This is a genomic window from Actinoplanes sichuanensis (assembly GCF_033097365.1).
Lineage (GTDB): Bacteria > Actinomycetota > Actinomycetes > Mycobacteriales > Micromonosporaceae > Actinoplanes > Actinoplanes sichuanensis.
Genome location: NZ_AP028461.1, coordinates 8406374 through 8424948, shown reverse-complemented (window position 1 = coordinate 8424948; position 18575 = coordinate 8406374). Strand labels below are relative to the sequence as shown.

The window sequence follows — 18575 nt, the reverse complement described above, 5'->3', positions numbered from 1 at the left end:
CCATCGGTGCGCACCTATCGGTAGGCTTTCACGAAACGATGTCGAATTCGCCGTCCTTGGCTGAGTCCACGAAGGCGGTCCACTCCGCCGACGTGAACATGAGGGCCGGTCCCATCCGGTCCTTGCTGTCTCGGACGGCAATTCCCTCGTCGAGGAATGCGACCTCGACGCAGTTGCTGCCGCCGGTTCCGTTACTGCGGCTGCCCTTCTTCCAGACAGCTCCGTCGATTTGGTGCGCGCGCAACTCAAGCACCTCCCTTCGATGTGAGATTTCCTCGGGAGTGCTAAGCGACGAGCAGACTCTCGATCATCTTTATGGTCGTGCGATGGTCGAGCGCCATGGCGCTCAATCGCTCGAACTCCTGCCGGTACCAGTCAACCATGTCTGGTTGTTCCTCGTACAAGTCTCCCGCAAGGCCTTCCATATAAACAACATCCAAATGGGTGGTCTCTCGGAACTCCAAAAGCGCCGCCGGCCCGCTCAGGAAGGGGTGCGCACCAGCGGTGAAGGGGAGTATCTGCAGGAATACATTTGGCAATTTAGCTATCTCGATTAAATGGCGGAGCTGGTCGGTCATGACCGCTCGATCGCCGATCACCCGATGCAGTGAGCCCTCGTCCATGAACGCCGACAATTCCAAAGGACGATCGCTGGTGAGCCGGCCCTGCCGGGTCTGGCGCAGCGCGATACGCCTGTCGATGTGCTCCTCGGGGTCGGTCGGCCGACCGCTTCTCATCAGTGACCGCATGTAGTCGGGCGTCTGGAGGAGGCCGGGAATCAGCACCGGCTCCCACGTGCGCATCGCCGACGCGGCGGCCTCCAGGCCCACGAAGTTGCCCGGGCGCATGATGTCGCGATAGTCGGTCCACCACGTGCGCTCGCGGGACTGGCGAGCCAGCTCGACCAGCGCCTCGCGCATGTTCTGATCGCGCACGTTGTAGAGAGTGAGCAGGTCACGGACGTCCCGCGGGGTGACCGCGACCCGCGCGGTCTCGATGCGGGTCACCTTGGCGGAGTGCCACTCGAAATGTCGGGACACGTCCTGTTGTGTGAGGCCGGCGGCTTCCCGGCAGCGTTTGAGCTCAGCCCCAAGGCGGCGGCGTCGCAGCGTCGGACCCTCTATATCGGACACCTGGACTCCCTACGGTCCTGATGTGGTCGATATTACGACCGCGCCAACACGATCCAGATACCCATTTCATGATCGCGATTCTCGAATGATCAAATACTGCGGGTGCTGAATAAGAAGTCTAGTACTTCTTGTATTGACCTTGATGTTGGGTACATGATGCTGCGGACATCGAGTTCTGTCTTGTTTCCTACATTCCTAGGTAAAAGATCATTGGAACTTGCGTCTAAGGGGCGTGGACGGAGTGTTGGCTGACCAGTATTACCTGATCGCACACGAGGACCGCACCGGGCGGTCCCGGCTGCATCCTCGTGCGACCGGCCTGGGGCTGGCTGCCGCATTACTCGCGGAGTTGGTCCTCGAAGGCCGTATCGCCGTCAACGACGGCGACCTGATCGTCCTCGACCGGCGCCCGCCACGCGACGCGCTCAACCACGACATCCTCGACCTGCTCAACGCCCAGCCACAGCACCGCGACATCCGTACCTGGCTCGCCTTCCTCGCGCAGGACTCGGCGTTGCGGGTCGCCGAGCGGCTGATGCGGGTCGGAGCGGTCGAGCTGGTGACCAAGCGCCGGATGCTCGGCACCACCCAGACCCTCTACATGCCCAACACCGCACGCCAGCGCAACGCCGCCGCCTGGGCCTCCACCCGGGTCGCCAACATGCTGGTCCGCGGGATGGAGCTGAACGTCACCGATCGGATGCTGGTCGGTCTCGTCGTCTCCACCGGTCTGACCAGGCATGTGATGTACGGGTTCGAGAACTACCCGCACATCTACCACGCGCTGCCCAGCATGATCGCCTCCCTGCCGGGTGACCTGCAGGAGCTGGTCGAGTGCACCGAGGCCCTGGTCGGTTCGGCTCTCGCGGTCGGTCGCCGGTGAGCCCCGGACGCCATCAACGACGACGTGACAACGTCGACCGCTGGGCCGGCACGATGCTGAACGAACTGAACCGGGAGGCGGCCGCCAAGCGCGGCGGCCCCGGTTCGGACATCATCAGCGCGGCCCTCGCCAACAACCGGCTCGGCGTCTCGTCGGTGGTCTTCTTCGGCGTCGCCGGAGCCGCCCCGCTCACGGTGATCATCGGAGCCATCACGACGGTGTACGCCGTGGTCGGCAACACCGCACTACCACTGGTCTACATCGTCGTCGCGGGCATCCTGTCGATCTTCACGGTCGGGTTCGTGGCGATGAGCCGACACATCGTGAACTCGGGTGCCTTCTACTCGTACATCAGTCATGGTCTCGGCCGGGAGCTCGGTGTCGCGGCGGCCTTCGTGGCCCTGCCGGCGTACGCGATGATGCAGATCGGTCTGTTCGGGCTCTTCGGCGTGGTCGCCGCCGGCATCCTCGGCTCGCTCGGATTGAACGTCCCATGGGTGGTGTGCGCGCTCTTCGCCTGGGCGATCATCGCGGTGCTCGGCATGCTCTGGGTCGACCTGAGCGGCAAGGTGCTCGGCATCCTGCTGGTCGCCGAGATCGCCGTGGTGCTGATCTACGACCTGGTGATGGTGGCCAACCCGCGGGACGGTGAGGTCAGCGTCGCGATGCTCAACCCGGCGCAGCTGCTCACGCCCGAGGTGGTCGCGATGATGGTGATCGCGATCGGCGGCTTCACCGGTTTCGAGGCCACGGTCGTGCTCTCCGAGGAGGCCAAGGACCCGAAACGGACCATCTCTCGGGCCACCCACATCGCGGTGCTGCTCGCCGGTCTGATGTGCGCGGTGTCCGCCTGGGCGATGTCGGTCGGGGCCGGTCCGGGCCGGATCGTGGCGGACGCCCAGCGGGAGGAGACGAACCTGGTCTTCAGCCTGGTCGGTCCACATGTGCCGGACATCATGATCACCATTGGCTATCTGCTCTTCATGACCAGTATCTTCGCGGCGCTGCTGGCCTTCCACGCGGCGGTCTCCCGGTACCAGTTCGCCCTGGGCCGCGAGCGGATGCTGCCGAGTCGCTGGGGCTACACCCACCCGCGGACCGGTGCGCCGGTGGTCGGCTCGATCACTCAGAGCGTGCTCTCCCTGGTCGCGATCCTGGCCTACTGGTTCACCCAGGCCGACCCGCTGGTGCAGCTCTTCGGCTATCTCACCGTGGTCGGTGGGTTGGGCGTCCTGATTTTGATGTGGGGTACGTCGGCCGCGGTGATCGCGTTCTTCGTACAGCATCCGAGGCTGGAGAACGTGTGGCGTGGCCGGGTCACCCCGGTGATCGCGTTCTTCCTGCTCAGCATCATCCTGTTCGCGACCGTGGTGGGGCTCGGCGACGTTCTCGGGCTCGCCGAGGACTCGATCTTCAACTGGGCCTTCGCGGCCGGGTATGCGGTTCTCGCGGTGCTCGGCGCCGGCTGGGCGGCGATCGTCAGATACACCAAGCCGGACGTGTACGCGGTGATCGGCCGTGGTGTGGAACGCCGGACCCTCTTCGAGTTCCCCGAGCCGCCCCGGCCGCACTCCCACTCGATGGCCTTCCAGGACCACTATTCGACGACCAGCTCAGGTAGGGAATCCCGATGACGTACGCCATCCAGGAACTCGTGATCCGTCACGTGTCGCCGTTCGACACCGAGGAGATCACCGACCTCGTGGCCGCAGCGATGTGGGACGGACCGGTCGCCCGCTGGCTGCACCCGGACGCCGCCGAGCGCCGTCGCCTGTCACCGGGCTACTTCGAGATCTTCGTCGAGTACGCGCTGCAGTACGGCGAGGTCTACAGCACCGCCGACGCCGACGACGGCCGGATGTGCGGGGTCGCCCTCTGGTTCCCGCTCACCGCGATGATCCCGCCGCCGATGGACTACGAGCGGCGGGTCAAGGAGGCGTCCGACACCGCGTTCCACCGCGTGCAGCAGCTGGACGCGGCGCTGGAGGGGGAACACCCCCTCGACCCGCACCACTATCTGGCGTTCCTCGCCGTCCGGCCCGGCCGGCAGAACGAGGGCATCGGCAGCGCGCTACTCGACCGCCACCATTCCCGTCTGGACCGGGCCGGGATTCCGGCCTATCTGGAGGCGAACGACCCGCGCAACCGCGATCTCTACCTCCGGCACGGATACCAGGTCCGGTCCGTGATCGAGCTACCCGACGGGCCGCCGTTGTGGAGCATGTGGAGGGCGCCCATGGGTTTGAGCTAGCGATCAGGCAGCGACCTTGAGACTGGGGGCCGCCGGGAACTCGTAGATCCAGAACGACTGCTGGTCCAGGCATTCGGCGCGCATCGCGCCACCGGACAGGCGCTTCAGCATCAGCCGGACCACCCGGCCGAAATTGCGCTCGTCGTCGTTGTACCGGCAGTAGTCGATCCCGATCATGCCGTTCCGCGCGGCGGCGGTCTGTTGCATGGCCGTGACCAGTTCCGAGAAGGCCCTCGTGTCCCGGGCCTCGGTGCCGACCGCGGCGAATCCGACGTACCAGATGCGCTTCTGCGCGTACATCTCCGGCCATCGGCGCTCGAAATACTCGGGCGCGATCAGTGGCACCGCGTAGAGGTCGTTGGTGAACGTGGACAGGCCGCAGAGCTTGCCGTCGTCGTTGAGGCAGAGGTACTTGTCGACCCTCGGGTCGCGCATGACCTCTTCGAACTCTGACCGATACATCAGGTGACGTTGCACGGCGAGGGAGCGGAGGTCGCGGAACGCGCCTTCATAGAGTTCCCAGGCTGCCTTGTGCATCTCATCGTCGGTGATCTGGTCGATGATCTTGACAAGCATGGCTGCTCCCCGCGTTTCATCGTACTCAAGGCGATCGATGATGTTGGGCTTTAGAGTACGAACAGTTTTGGCGCCGCGACAATAGGTAGTCGCGGGAATTGTGTGCCAATCCTGATTGGAGGTACGCCGTTCGAAACAGCGAGTATGCAACTTGCGTAGTTGCAGGTAGACGGCCACATCTCACCCGTTCGAACCCTTGTCGCAGCTTTTCGCCGGAGACAGGTTAATCGGTTTACTCGAAGCGCATGATTCGGTGAGTCAGCCTTTTAGTGGAATGCACCGAGGACTAGCCTTCGTGTGTTGAGCGCCGTGCGTTCGCCTTTTTGTCGAATGGCCGGCGCGCGACTAGGGATCACCCTTCGACGACGCAGCGGGGCAAGAGGTGCGAGCCGCATGGGACGGGCCGTCCGAGCGAGGAGAGCATCCCCCTCTCGCCCGGACGGCCCGTTCATCTCTGTCCATCGATTGACATAGTTTGGGATCCATACTTAGTCTGCCGAGGTCAGACCTCCCCGACTGTCCTCCTAGGAGCGTCATGTCGCGCCTGCTCGGCAGATTGCTCGTCCTAGCGCTGCTCGTCACCGGCCTGTCCACCGCAGGTTCGTCCGCAGCGAGCGCCCGCGAGTCCGTCCGTACCCCCGCCCAAGCCGTCGCCGCCATGCAGCCCGGCTGGAACCTCGGCAACACCTTCGACTCCACCGGCGACGACGAGACGTCATGGGGTAACCCGCGAGTCACCCGTGAACTGCTCGCCGGCATCCGTGACCAGGGCTTCAACAGCATCCGCATCCCGGTCACCTGGGGCGGGCACCTGAGCCCGGACCTCGTTCTCGACCCGGCCTACCTGGCCCGTGTCCAGGAGGTCGTCGGTTGGGCCATCGACGAGGGCTTCTACGTGATGATCAACATTCATCACGACTCGTGGCAGTGGATCGCCACCATGCCCACCGACCACGACAATGTCCTGAACCGCTACAACGCCATCTGGACGCAGGTCGCCGCCGCCTTCCGGGACGCGTCGCCCCGCCTGGTGCTGGAGAGCGTCAACGAACCACAGTTCTGGGGCAGCAGCGGCGACGCCGAGAACTACGCCCTCCTCGCCGAGTTGAACACGTCCTTCCACCGGATCGTCCGCGGCTCCGGCGGCGGCAACGCCACTCGACTTCTGGTACTACCCACGCTGCACACCAACGCCGATCAGGGTCGGCTCGACGCGTTGACGGCTGAATTCGCCGCACTGAACGACCCCTACCTGATCGCCACCGTGCACTACTACGGCTACTGGCCCTTCAGCGTCAATGTGGCAGGTGGATACCGTTTCGACGCCACCGCGCAGGCCGATCTGCTCGGCACCTTCGAAAGGTTGCGTACCTCATTCGTCAGCAAGGGCATCCCGGTCATTCTCGGTGAATACGGATTGCTCGGCTTCGACCGGCACACCGGCACCATCGAACAGGGCGAGAAACTCAAGTTCTTCGAACTCTTCGGGCACCAGGCGCGGATCAGCAAGATCACCACGATGCTCTGGGACAACGGGCAGCACTTCGACCGTACCGCCGGCGTCTGGCGCGACGCCGAGCTCTTCGGACAGATCGCCTCCAGCTGGCGCACCCGCTCCGGCACCGCCGCGAGCGACCTGCTGTTCGTCAGGCGCGGCGTGCCGGTCACCGCACAGACCATCACCCTCAACCCCAACGGCACCGGCTTCACCCACGTCCGGCTCGGGGCGGCGACCCTGCGCCGCGGTCCGGACTATCAGGTGTCCGGCGATCAACTCACCCTGAGCGCGGGGTTGCTGTCCAGGCTTCAGCGGTACGGGGAGAGGACCTCTCTGACACTGCGGTTCTCCCGGGGCGTCCCGTGGCGGCTCGACGTCGTCACCTTCGACACGCCCGTGCTGTCCGCCGCCACCGGGACCACCGCGGCGTTCGCGGTGCCCACCGCGTTCAACGGTGACCAGCTCGCCACGATGACCGCCACCTACGCCGACGGCGGCTACGCCGGCCCGCACAACTGGACCGCGTACAAGGAGTTCGATCGGGCCTTCGCCCCCGACTACACCGCCGGAGCGATCAAGCTGACCCCGGAGTTCTTCGCCGAAGTGACCGACGGTGCCCCGGTCACCCTGACGTTCGTCTTCTGGAGCGGGTCGACGGTCAGCTACCAGGTGACCCGCAACGGCACCTCGGTGACCGGAACCCTCTCCTGAAACCACCGGGCGGTTGGAGGCGGTCGGGCCACCGCCCCCGCCGCCCGGTCTCCACCCCGGCCGGTCGTCAGGGCTGTCGCGGACCCGTCCGGACAGCCCTGACGACCAGCCTCATTCAGGAGGTGGCGGCCAGGCGCAGGCCCAGGGCCACCAGGACGGCGCCGGTGACGGCGTCCAGCGAACGGCGCACAGCCGGCCGGGACAGCACCCGGTGCATCGCGGCCACCAGGTTGGCGACCACCACGAACCAGGCGATCGTCACCGCCACCGCGACCAGCGACAGCAGCATCACGTCGCCGGCCGAGCCGTCCACCGGCGCGAACTGGGGCAGCACGGCCACGAAGAAGACACCACACTTCGGATTCAGCACGTTGGTCAGCAGGCCGTCCCGGAACGAACCCCACAGCCGCGCCTCGGCGCGCCCGGCGAGCTGCCGGTCCGGGCCCGAACCTCCGCGCCGGGCCGCGAGCAGGGCACTGACCCCCAACCACATCAGGTACGCCGCACCGGCCAGCTTGACCACGGTGAACGCCACGGCCGACGCCTCCAGCAGAGCGGCCACCCCGACCGCGGCCGCCACCGACCAGACGAACACCCCGGCTGCCACTCCGGCGGCGGCGACCATCCCGTGCATGCGGCCGGCCACCACCGAACGCCGCACCACGATGGCGAAGTCCGGCCCCGGCGACACCGCCGCCAGCCCGATCACACCCGCGAACGCCAGCGCCTGCCCCACGTCGCTCATGCCCCGATCCTCACCCATCCCGGCCGCTCCGAGCGACCCCGGCCGGTTCCCAGGGCTGCCCCACACCGCCGGGGACAGCCGTGGGAGCCGGCCGGAGTGTGGGTTTCAGGCGAAAGTCACGGAGGTCAGCGTGATCCCGGGCTGGTCGAAGAGGACGAACAGGGCGTGTGGGCCGGTCACCGGTGGGATCGGGGCGGTCGCCTCGCGCGAAGAGTCGGCGGCCAGAGTGGCCAGGATCGGGCCGGACAGGGGGTCGTCCAGGCGCAGGGTGACCGTTGCGCCCGCACCGGCAGCCGCGAAATCGGCGGTCACCGTGGTGACCGGGTGGCTGAAGTCGAGGCCGTCGAAGACCACCCAGGCGGAGTCGTCGTCGCTGCGAAGGGCCTCACCCGGCGTCGTCGGGATGGCCACCGGGGTCGTCTGGGCGTACCCATCGTTGTCGATCATCCGGAGCACGGACCTCGGTGACCGGGCCGGAATCCTCTCGCCGCGGACGCGTAGCGACGCGGTGCGGCGCCAATCGGCGCTGGACGAGCCGGCGGCGATGGTGTGTGTGGCGTCCTCGATCACCCAGCGGGAGCGGGTGACGTCCCAGAAGGCCAGCTCGGCGGCGGGCAGCGTGAATTCCACTGTGGTGCGTCGGCCGGGCTTGAGACGCACCTGACGGTGCCCGCGCAGTCGGCGCAGCGGCTGCTTGACGCGGGAGCTCCGCTGGCGGGTGTAGAGCTGCACGACCTCCGTGCCCGGGCGGTCGCCGACGTTCACCACGTCGACGCGGACCGTCACCTCGCCGTCCGGGTCGATCGTGTCGGCGGTGAGCCGCAGGTCCTCGTAGGCGAACCGGGTGTAGGACAGCCCGTGCCCGAACGGGAACAGCGGCGCGCCCCGGAAGTAGAGGTAGGTGGCGTCGCTCGCGATGATGTCGTAGTCGAGCAGGTCGGGCAGATCACCGGCGTCGTGGTACCAGGTCTGGGTGAGCCGGCCGGTCGGGTCGACGGGCGCTCCCGTCCGGTCCGAGCCGAACAGCACGTCGGCCAGCCCGGTGCCGTGCTCCTGGCCACCGTGCGCCGACCACAGCAGGGCCGGCAGGTGGTCTGCGGCCCAGCCGACCGCATACGGGTAACTGCTGGTCAGCGCCAAGATCGTGCGCGGATTGGCGGCGTGCACGGCGTGTAGCAGGGCGTCCTGTGTGCCGGGCAGGTTCAGGTCGCGGCGGTCCTCGGTCTCCCGGCCGGCCACCAGTGGGTGGTTACCCAGGGAGAGCACCACCACATCGGCCTCGGCGGCCACCGCGGCGGCCTCGGCCACCCCGTCGACCAGCAGGTCCACGGTGAAGACGGTCGCTTCATCGGCGGTACGGACCAGGCCGTCCACCCCCACGAACAGGTAGCGGCGGCTCTGCACGTGCCGGATCGCCACCCCGCCGTCTCGCGGCTCCAGGCGGAACGTCTCGCGAACCTCCCAGCCGTTCGGTCCCGGACGGTCGCTGACCAGCAGGTGTTCCTCGGATCCCAGACCGTCCGCACCGACGAAACCCGAGATCACCGACCGTAGGGAGATCGTCTCCTCACCCCAGTCGAAGACGTCGAACAGTGCGGCGTCCGGGATGTCGTCGGCGGCCCGCACCGCCAGCGGGCCGGCACCAGCCACCAGCAGGCCGGCCGAGCAGCGCAGAGCGATCCGGTCGACACCCTCGTGGAAGATCACCGCGTCGGTGCCGAGCCGTTCGGCGAGCGCGGCCCGCAGCGTCCTGCGGTACGGCGGGGTGCCGCTGTACCAGTCGTCGAACGTGGTGTCGCCGAGCGGACCGATCACCGCCACCCGGCCCACGCCGGCCGGATCCAGCGGGAGGATGCCGTCGTTGCCGAGCAGCACGACCGAGGCACGGGCGGCCTCCCGGGCCAGCGCGCGATGCTCCGGGCAGTCGATCACTTCAACACCGATGCTTCGGTACGGGTCCTCGTCCGGATTGAACTCGCCGAGCCGTACACGTACCGAAAGAATGTGCCGCACCGCCGCGTCCACGTCGGACTCGGTGATCGATCCGCGTTCGAGAGCGGTGGTGAACGACGCCTCGGACAGCGGTCCCGGCTCGGTCACACAGTCGATGCCGGCCCGTAGCGCCGCCGCGAACCCGGCCGGGTGATCCTCGAAGAGCGCCTGGTCACCGGCGAGGTTCTGCACCGCGAAGGCGTCACCGACGACCATCACGTCATCCTCGGACCAACCCCGCAGCACCTCGTTGATCAGTGGGCTGAGGTGGGTGGGCCGCCCGTTGATCAGGTTGTAGGAGGCCATCACGGCGACCGCGGCTCCGGCGGCGATGGCCGGCCGGAACGCGGGCAGTTCATATTCGTGCAGCACTCGCGGCGGCATGTTGCTCGACGTCAGACAGCGATCGGTCTCGTTGTTGTAACCGAGGAAGTGCTTCAGGGTGGGCGCGGTGCGCAGCCGGCGCGGATCGTCGCCGCGCAACCCTTCCGAGTACGCCGTGCTCAGCACCCCGGTCAGCCACGGGTCCTCGGCGTAGCCCTCCTCGTTGCGGCCCCACCGCGGATCGCGCAGCAGATTGACGACCGGCGCCCAGACGTTGAGCCCGACGTTCTCCGGGTCGCGGTGGTGCATGGCCCGCACCTCGGTGCCGACCGCCGTGCCGACCCGGCGCAGCAGATCCGGGTCCCAGCTCGAAGCCAGCCCGACGGCCTGGGGGAAAGCGCTTGCCGTACCGAGCCAGGCGACGCCGTGGAGAGCTTCGGTTCCGGTGCGGAACGAACCGACGCCGAGACGTGGGACGGCGGCCTGGTGCTGATGCAGGAGGGCGATCTTCTCCGCCAGGTCGAGCCGGCCCAGAAGGTCGGACACCCGAGCGGCGAGCTTCTGCTGCGGGTCGCGAAAGACGATGCGAGAGGGGGATTCGGTCACAACGTGTTCCTTCGGGCCAAGCCGTGTCGTCGAAGCGCTTCGACTGCGCGGCGAAAGAAGCCTCCGCGAGTGGTTTCGCGAATGTTTCGGACGGAGTTCCCTGAGGCTCGCACCACAGTTACGCCTCGGTCAAGGCGCTGCGGCCATGTTTGGTCATCGATTGTTACCCGCCCCGCCGACCGACCCTTGCTGGTCGGCGTCCACTTCGCCCGCATTGATCCCTGCGCATGCACTCCGACGCTCCAGATCGGACCCCCGGCTCTCGGGCCGCGTAACCGGTCCGGGGCTTTGTCGGCTCGGGGCTTTGTCGGTCCGGGGCTTTGCTGGCCCCGGTCCGGGGCTCTGCCGGTCCGGGGCTTTGTCGGTCCGGGGCTTTGCTTGTGCGGCTTTGCCTGTCCGGCGGTGGCCGAGGTCCGGGCAGGGGACGCGCTCGACACCGCCGCCCAGACCCGCTGCGGCCCGTGCTCCCGGCTGGTCCTCAGGGCTGTCGCGGCGGGCTCGCGGCTGAGAACCAGCCGTTTGGAGGGGTGGCGCTTCGGTGGCTGGTTCTTGGAGCTGCTTTGGCGTGGTGGTGCCAGCCCTGAGAACCAGCTGCATGATCGGCGAGGTGACCGTGCGTGCGGACCCGGGGCGGGCGCGGGTCTAAGGGGCGGCGGTGGGTAGCGCGCCGGTGTCGATGCGGTCCAGGTGGGCCACTGCTCCGCCCAGGGCCGCGGCGTGCAGACCCAGCGACGACGCGACCAGTCGGGCGCCGCCGGCTGCCGGGGCCAGGGTGTTTCGGGAGAGCTCGGCTTCGGCGGCCGGGAGGATCCACTCGGCCAGCGTGGCGTAGTGGTCGCCGAGCACGATCACCTCGGGATTGACCAGGTTCGCGAGTAGGGCCAGGCCCTGACCCAGGTGACAGCCCGTGTCCCGGAGCGCGGCCAGCGCGGTCGTGTCGCCGGATCGGGCCTCGGTCGCCACCTGTTCCACCGCCGGGGTGAGGTCGGACAGCTCCGCCGGGTCGAAACCGGGCAGGGCGCGCCGGACCAACTGGTCGACGCCGGCCAGGTCGGCCAGAGTGGGGGAGCCGGCCGGGCCGAGACTGAACCGTCCGATCTGGCCGGTCAAACCCCGTGCGCCGTGCAGGAGGCGGCCGTCGACGACGATGCCGGCTTCGATCCCGGCGGCGCCGGTGACGTACGTCAGATCGGATTGTGCCTGATGACCGCCGTGCCGTAGCTCGGCGATCGCGGCGAGGCCCGCATGGTTGGCGACGGCGACGTCCAGGTCGGGCTGACGCAGCGAGCCGGTGAGTAGACCGCGAAGGTCGACGTCGGACCAGCCGAGCGCCGGTGACAGGCTGACCGTGCCACCGTCGGAGACCAGGCCGGGCACCGCCACGGTGAGGCCGAGCACCTGCCGGCCGTGCTGCCGGACCCGGGTGGCGGCACGCTGGGCCAGAGCGGCCACCGCGCTGATCGCCCGCCCGTCGGCGGCGCCGTTTCCGGTAGGGTCGAGGTCGAGGGCGGCGGTGCCCGGGCCGCTGGAGAACTGCCGGTGCCACAGCAGCAGCTGCTCGCCGGCGAAGTCCACGGCCAGGGCGGTCAGGCGGTCGCCGGCGATCTGCAGGCCGATCGCGGCATATGCCGAACCGTCCAGCGCCAGCGCCGTCCCGGGTCGGCCGATCCGGTTGCCGCTCAGGCCCGTCTCACGCAGGAGACGCTGCTCGATGAGGCTGCCGGTGAGGCTGGAGACGGTCGCCTTGTTGAGCCCGGTGGACGCGGCGATCGAGGCGCGGGAGCTGGGCCCGTGGGCGCGCAGGTGTCGCAGGACCACGGCCAGGTTGGTGGCGCGCACGTCGGTGAAGTCGGCCGGTTGTGGGTCGGCCCGGGTGGTCTTCACATCAAGCCCCGCTCTCGGCGCGCACACATGCTGTCCGCCTGGTCATCTTGCCGCATCACCGCGGTTCGTCGTCTCCCCTGATCGGCGCCTGTCCGTGGGTGCGCTCCCATTCGATGCTTGTCCGGTCGGCACCACGTCGGTTAGCTTGTCTTCGATGTACTTAGTTTAGACGCTAACCAAACTAAACCCATAACGGAAGGGTGGTGCGCCGTGGCTAGAGCGATGGAAGGCGCGTCGACGAACAGGCGGAACTTCCTCGGACTGGTCGGCCTCGGCGCCGCCTCCCTGGCCAGTGGCGGAGTTCTCGCCGGTTGCAGCAAGGACCCGAGCACCGGGGGCTCGGCCACCAACGCCCAGCAGGCCGCCGGTCTGCTTCCGCAGTTCAAGGACTCCACCCTGGTCCAGCCGGACGTCAAGGGCATCCGTCCGATGGCGGACGGCTACGTGAAGTACCCGACGTCGCTGGTCGACGCCATCAGCGACAAGGCGATCACCAGCGGCAAGCCGGTCACCGCGACCACCCCGTGGTGGGGTCCGGCGCCACCGGCCGGCAACAAGCTCAACGAGGCGGTCAACGCCGATCTGGGTGGCGCGATCAACTTCAACATCCAGGACGGCAACACGTACGGCGACAAGCTCAACACCATGCTGGGCGCCCGGGACGTACCCGATCTGACCTGCATCCCGGGTTGGGAGGTGGCCAAGCTGGCCCGGTTCTCCGAGGGTGTGCACGCGCTCTTCGAGGACCTCACCCCGCACCTGTCCGGGGACAAGGTCAACGCGTACCCGATGCTCGCCGGCCTGGAGACCGGGGCCTGGCAGGACTCGGTGTGGGGCGGCAAGCTGATGGGCGTCCCGTTCCCGACCGACGCGCCGTACCCCTCGGTGCTCTTCATCCGTAAGGACGTCACCCAGGAGCGCGGCGTCGCCGACCCGACCACGCTGGACGAGCTCTACGAGTTCGGCAAGAAGATGACGAACGCCGACAAGGGCGAGTGGGCGTTCGGTGACATCTGGCTCGAGGTGCAGCAGATCTGCGGCGCGGGCGGCTCGGAGGACGGCTGGCTGAAGACCGCCGACGGCAAGGTCGTGCACCGGATGGAGCTGCCGCAGTACAAACGGGCCGTCGAATTCATGGCTCGGCTCTACGCCGAGAAGCTGGTCCACCCCGACATCGCGTCGAGCAAGGGCGGCGACACCCAGGCCCTCTTCAAGGGCGGCAAGATGTTCATGTACGGCACCGGCGGCGGCTCCTGGAAGGAGACGTGGCGGCCGGCCGTGCAGATCAATCCGAAGTTCAACATGCAGGCCGTCAAGGTGTTCGGTGCGGACAAGGGTCAGGCACCGGTCCGCTGGCGGACCCGCCCGGCGATCCTCTGGACGTTCGTCAAGAAGGGACTCGGTCAGGAACGCACCCAGGAACTGCTGCGTGTCCTTAACTACACCGCGGCGCCGTTCGGCACCAAGGAGTGGGAGCTGCAGAACTACGGGGTCGAGGGCACCCACTTCAAGCGGGACGCCAGTGGTGCGCCGGTCACCAACGACCTGTGGGTGAAGGAGTTCGCCAACCAGTTCATCTTCCTCGGCGGCCGCCCGCCGGTCGTCGTCGGCGGCCCGGACATCCCGACCTACGCCGCGGACTTCGTGAACTGGGGTAACGACGCCTCGAAGTACCTCGAGGTCAATCCGTGGGACGGCATCAAGGTGGAGAAGCCGACCCAGATGGCGGCCCTCGCGCAGCCCACCGAAGACAAGATCACCGACATCCTCAAGGGCCGCACTCCGGTCAGCGAGTTCGACAAGGTGGTCTCCGACTGGCGCGCCGCCGGTGGCGACGCGGGCCGCGAGTTCTACGCCAAGGTTCTGGCTGACAACGGGCGATGAGCGCGCCCCCTGTCGCTGCTGAACCGCAGGTCGCGGTGAAGAAGGCGAAGAAGAAAGTCAAGGTGGTCTCGCGGCAGCAGCTGTCCTTCGGGCAGCGGCTGCGGCGGGACTGGCCGCTGCTGCTCATGTGCTTCCCGGCGATGGCGCTGCTGCTGGTGTTCCACTACATCCCGGCGCTCGGCAACATCATCGCCTTCCAGGACTACAACCCGTTCGTCGGCGACAACCCCCTGGAGGCGTTCCTCTACAGCGAGTGGATCGGGTTCGGGAACTTCGAGTACCTGTTCAAGACGAGCGCGTTCTGGGACTCGGTGATCACCACGCTGTCGATCACCGCGTTCCAGCTGGTCTTCTACTTCCCGATTCCGATCGCCCTGGCCGTCCTGCTGAACAGCGTCCTGTCGCCGCGGATCCGGTCGCTGGTGCAGAGCGTCGTCTACCTGCCGCACTTCTTCAGCTGGGTGCTGGTGGTGTCGCTGTTCCAGATGATGCTCGGCGGGGCCGGTCTGCTCGCGCAGACGCTGCGTCAGGCGGGGTACACGCCGCCGGAGATCATGACCAACCCGGATACGTTCATGTTCCTGATCACCTCCCAGGCGATCTGGAAGGACGCCGGCTGGGGCATGATCGTCTTCCTGGCGGCGCTCGCGGCCATCGACCCCTCGCTCTACGAGGCGGCGGCCGCGGACGGCGCCGGCCGCTGGCGCCGGATGTGGCACATCACCCTGCCCGGCCTGCGGTCGGTCATCGTGCTGCTGCTGATCCTGCGGCTGGGCGACGCTCTCAACGTCGGCTTCGAGCAGTTCGTGCTGCAACGCGAGATGGTCGGCCGGGAGGCGGCCGAGGTGGTCGACACCTACGTCTACTACCAGGGCATCGCGGTCCAACAGTGGGGTGTCGGTGCGGCGGCCGGTCTGTTCAAGGCGGCGGTCGGGATCCTGCTGATCGTGGGGGCCAACAAGCTGGCGCACCGTTTCGGCGAGCAAGGGATCTATTCGAAGAGATGAGCGCAGACACCGTGGTCCGGCCGCGTCGCAACACGCTGCGGCCGGTGTGGGAGGAGCAGCCGTCGCTGCTCGGCCAGTTCGGCAAGGGCACGATCCTCACCCTGGTGGTGGCGGTCGTGGTGGTGCCGCTCTGGGTGGTCGTGGTGACCAGCCTGTCGTCCGAGAAGACGATCAACGACGCCGGTGGGTACGTGTTCCTCCCGCGCGAGTTCAACCCGTCGGCGTACGTGGTGATCTTCTCGGGTGGGCAGATCACCGACGCGATCCTGGTGAGCACGATCGTCACGCTCGCCGGAACGGCGCTCAGCCTGGTCGTCACGGTGCTCGCCGCGTACGGCCTGTCCCGGCCGGGCACGCTCGGGCACCGGCCGATCCTGTTCTACTTCCTGCTGACGTTCCTGATCTACCCCGGCATGATCCCGAGCTACCTGGTGGTCACCGGCCTGGGGCTGAAGGACAACCTGCTGTCGCTGATCCTGCCGACCGCGATCAGCGCGTTCAACCTGGTGGTGCTGCGGGCGTTCTTCATGAGCATCCCCGGTGAGCTGTACGACAGCGCCCGCATGGACGGTGCCGGTGAACTGCGCATCCTGACCCGGATCGTGCTGCCGCTCTCCAAGGCGGTGACCGCCGTGGTCGGTCTGTTCTACGCGGTCGGCTACTGGAACGCGTTCTTCAACGCGATCCTCTACATCGACCGGAACGACCTCCAGCCGGTCCAGCGGGTGTTGCAGCAGTTCATCCTGGCCGGCCAGTCACCGGCATCGTCAGGTGCGTCGGTCGCCATCCCGGGTCTCGGCTCGACGGTCCCGCCGAGCCTGGCGATCAAGATGGCGGTGGTGGTCGTGACGGTCGTCCCGGCGCTGATCATCTACCCGTTCGTCCAGCGCCACTTCACCAAGGGCGTGATCATCGGAGCGGTGAAGGGCTAGAGCCGGTGTGGGACGTTCGCCCGGAGGGTGATCGTCTCGACCGCGCCGGAGGGGAGTCCGATGTGCACGGTGCGATCGGCGGCGGAGGTCAGGACCGCCCGCACCGTGCCCGGGGACCAGGTCAGGTCGACCGTCACCGGGCCGCGGGCGATCAGGCCGCGGACCGAACCGGTGGGCCACGCCGCGGGCAGGGCCGGGAGCAGGTCGATCCGGGCGACGCCGTCGGCGAGGACGTCACGGCTGCGCAGCAGCATGGCCACCACCAGGGCCGGTAGGCCGCCGGCCAGGTCCACGTTGAACATGTGGTCCCGGTTGTGGGTGGGCGCCCGGTTGGGCCGCCAGTACGCCTCGGAGATCCTGGTCAGGGCCGCGTAGGCCTCCTCGGCCAGCCCCAGATGGGCCGCCGCTACGCCGAGCAGTGCCAGGCCGTACCCCATCTCGTCGGAGGCCTCGCTCAACCACCACCGCAACCGGGCCCGCACCGCACGCACCGCCGCGGCGCGCAGCGCCGGATCCTCGTCGAACGCCGGATCCCCGCCGTAGTAGAGCGGGTAGAGATGACTGCAGTGCCGGTGCTCGTGGTTGTCCGGAAAGCGCGGATCGACCCATTCGGCCAGCTCGCCGGCGTCGTTGACACGCATCGGCGGGAGCGCCGCGAGCAGCGACTTCCACCGCAGCGTGTCCGGGTCGGTGATCCCCAGCACCTCGGTGACGGTCAGCAGGCCGCGCAGCAGCGCGCCGACCGCCTGGACGTCCAGGGTGGCGTCGACGGTCGCCTGCTCACCGGAGCCACCCGGATCGTTCTCCGGGGAGTAGGACGGGCTGAACCGTGCGCGCCCGTTCCTGATCGTGGCGAACGACAGCTGGAACTCGGCCGCCGCACGCAGGAACGGCAGCGCCCGCTCCCGGAGGAAGTCCAGGTCACCGGTGTGCTGCCAGTGCTCCAGGTAGAGGCGGGCCAGCCAGGCGGCCCCGGCGGTCCAGAACGTCAGGCACCAGATGGGTCCGAAATGGTTCTGCCGGCCGTGTGTGCCGAGATGTGCCGGCACGAACAGGCCGGGCAGACCGTAGAGGCGGTGCGCGTTCTCCCGGAAGTCGTCGAACTGCTCGTCGAGCAGGTCGAACAGCGGCGGCATCAGCTCCGGCGTCCCGGTCGGCAGGACGGCGAGTAGCGCGGCCTGCAGGTTGCCGTCGATCGTCCAGCCACTGCGCCACGGCGGCGAATACGTGCCGCTCCACACCCCCTGCAGCGTCGGCGGGCGCCGGCCGGTGCTGCTGAGGATCGTGTAGCGGCCGGCGTCGAACAGTTCCCGCGCGGGATGCCCGCCGAGGTCGAGATCGACCCGGCCGAACAGGTTTCCATGCTCGGCCACGTGCTCTTTCAGCAGGTCGTCGAAGTCTCCGGCGGGCAGATCGGCGAGGGCGTCGGCCGGCGCGGGCGTTCCGGTCACGGTTCGAGCAAAGATCAAAATCCCTTCTTCGGTACGCCGTACGCGTACCGCCAAGGCCCACCCCGGCAGGGCCCCGGCCCAGAGCGGCTGCTCGAATCGTCCGGTCAGGACGAGATCGTCCCCGAACTCGTCGACGGTGTAGTGGATCGGCCGCTCCGGGGTGCCGTCGATCGGGCCCACCCCGACCGTCCCGTCCGTGCCGACGACCCGGATGACCAGCACGTCCGCCGTCCGGGAGACGAAGGCGTCGACGGTCACCCCGGCCCACTCCTGCCGGACCACACCGGTGCTGAAGTCGGTGCCGCGCCGATAGTCGTCCCCCGGGTTCGCCGGAGTGAAAGTCAATGTTCCGGCGCCGATCAGCGGATCGATCCAGCGCGTCTGCTCGTACCCCGGATGCTCCTGAACGGCGAGGTCGCAGACCGCGCGAGCCGCGTCGCGGAACCGGTCGGCGTCGAGAAGCTCGCGTAGTCGCGGCAGCGCCGGGGCGGTCAGCGGAGCCGGCAGCGGCTCGGTGACCGGCTGGAACAGGTCCTCGTGGGCCAGGGTGAACCGCAGCCGGGCGGGCGAGCCGTAACAGAGCGCACCCTGCCGGCCGTTGCCGCTGATCAGCGCGCGCTCCCAGTCCTCGGTGGACTCGGCGTCACGGAACGACGGATTGACGTTGCTCTGCACGGCTCATATTTTGTTTAGGGTTC

At 68.0% G+C, this 18575-nt stretch carries 14 protein-coding genes; 7 read left to right on the top strand and 7 right to left on the bottom strand.

From position 1 onward, the window contains the following. Positions 1-28: 28 nt before the first annotated feature. Both Q0Z83_RS38630 and Q0Z83_RS38625 read right to left on the bottom strand, forming a co-directional pair. Positions 29-253, bottom strand: coding sequence for a DUF397 domain-containing protein (locus Q0Z83_RS38630; protein ID WP_378078899.1), 225 nt, complete (start codon positions 251-253; stop codon positions 29-31). Between the two features lie 31 nt (positions 254-284). Further along, positions 285-1133: a helix-turn-helix domain-containing protein gene (locus Q0Z83_RS38625; protein ID WP_317788290.1), complete on the bottom strand. Its 849-nt coding sequence runs from the start codon at positions 1131-1133 to the stop codon at positions 285-287. A 241-nt stretch (positions 1134-1374) separates the two neighbouring features. Here Q0Z83_RS38625 and Q0Z83_RS38620 point away from each other — a divergent pair, with 241 nt between their 5' ends. From Q0Z83_RS38620 to Q0Z83_RS38610, 3 genes are read left to right on the top strand one after another with little or no spacing between them, the layout of a single operon-like run. After that, positions 1375-2016, top strand: coding sequence for a GOLPH3/VPS74 family protein (locus tag Q0Z83_RS38620; protein WP_317788288.1), 642 nt, complete (start codon positions 1375-1377; stop codon positions 2014-2016). Positions 2017-2069: 53 nt separating this feature from the next. Continuing rightward, entirely contained in the window at positions 2070-3650 is a 1581-nt protein-coding gene (locus tag Q0Z83_RS38615) for an APC family permease (RefSeq protein ID WP_378078907.1), read from the top strand. After that, on the top strand, positions 3647-4267 hold the full coding sequence (locus tag Q0Z83_RS38610) for a GNAT family N-acetyltransferase (RefSeq protein WP_317788285.1): 621 nt from the start codon (positions 3647-3649) through the stop codon (positions 4265-4267). The genes Q0Z83_RS38615 and Q0Z83_RS38610 overlap by 4 nt, the downstream gene beginning before the upstream one ends. 3 nt (positions 4268-4270) lie before the next feature. On the opposite strand, the gene Q0Z83_RS38605 is transcribed toward Q0Z83_RS38610, so the two are convergent. Then, positions 4271-4843 (bottom strand): hypothetical protein, encoded by a 573-nt coding sequence (locus Q0Z83_RS38605; RefSeq protein WP_317788284.1) that lies wholly within the window; start codon positions 4841-4843, stop codon positions 4271-4273. Between the two features lie 535 nt (positions 4844-5378). On the opposite strand from Q0Z83_RS38605, the gene Q0Z83_RS38600 reads away from it, so the two are divergent. Next, positions 5379-7052 carry a cellulase family glycosylhydrolase gene (locus Q0Z83_RS38600; RefSeq protein WP_317788282.1) on the top strand — a complete coding sequence of 558 codons (1674 nt, stop codon included), beginning with the start codon at positions 5379-5381 and terminating at the stop codon, positions 7050-7052. A 115-nt stretch (positions 7053-7167) separates the two neighbouring features. Here the strand turns inward: Q0Z83_RS38600 and Q0Z83_RS38595 are convergent, their stop codons facing one another. The 3 genes from Q0Z83_RS38595 to Q0Z83_RS38585 all read right to left on the bottom strand — a co-directional run bounded on the left by Q0Z83_RS38595 (position 7168) and on the right by Q0Z83_RS38585 (position 12603). Then, on the bottom strand, positions 7168-7797 hold the full coding sequence (locus Q0Z83_RS38595) for a LysE family translocator (protein WP_317788280.1): 630 nt from the start codon (positions 7795-7797) through the stop codon (positions 7168-7170). A 105-nt stretch (positions 7798-7902) separates the two neighbouring features. Beyond that, the gene (locus Q0Z83_RS38590; protein WP_317788278.1) at positions 7903-10719 is read right to left on the bottom strand and encodes a glycoside hydrolase family 3 protein; all 2817 of its coding nucleotides are present in this window, start codon (positions 10717-10719) and stop codon (positions 7903-7905) included. Positions 10720-11361: 642 nt separating this feature from the next. Continuing rightward, a complete protein-coding gene (locus Q0Z83_RS38585; protein WP_317788277.1) occupies positions 11362-12603 on the bottom strand; it encodes an ROK family protein in 1242 nt (413 codons plus the stop codon). A gap of 210 nt (positions 12604-12813) precedes the next feature. On the opposite strand from Q0Z83_RS38585, the gene Q0Z83_RS38580 reads away from it, so the two are divergent. The 3 genes from Q0Z83_RS38580 to Q0Z83_RS38570 are packed head-to-tail and all read left to right on the top strand — an operon-like array spanning position 12814 to position 16426. Then, on the top strand, positions 12814-14487 hold the full coding sequence (locus tag Q0Z83_RS38580) for an extracellular solute-binding protein (protein ID WP_317788276.1): 1674 nt from the start codon (positions 12814-12816) through the stop codon (positions 14485-14487). Then, entirely contained in the window at positions 14484-15494 is a 1011-nt protein-coding gene (locus Q0Z83_RS38575) for an ABC transporter permease (protein WP_317788274.1), read from the top strand. Before Q0Z83_RS38580 ends, Q0Z83_RS38575 begins: the two co-directional genes overlap by 4 nt. Next, on the top strand, positions 15491-16426 hold the full coding sequence (locus Q0Z83_RS38570; protein WP_317788273.1) for a carbohydrate ABC transporter permease: 936 nt from the start codon (positions 15491-15493) through the stop codon (positions 16424-16426). The genes Q0Z83_RS38575 and Q0Z83_RS38570 overlap by 4 nt, the downstream gene beginning before the upstream one ends. Here the strand turns inward: Q0Z83_RS38570 and Q0Z83_RS38565 are convergent. Further along, on the bottom strand, positions 16423-18552 hold the full coding sequence (locus Q0Z83_RS38565; protein WP_317788272.1) for a glycosyl hydrolase family 95 catalytic domain-containing protein: 2130 nt from the start codon (positions 18550-18552) through the stop codon (positions 16423-16425). The genes Q0Z83_RS38570 and Q0Z83_RS38565 overlap by 4 nt on opposite strands. Positions 18553-18575: the final 23 nt, after the last annotated feature.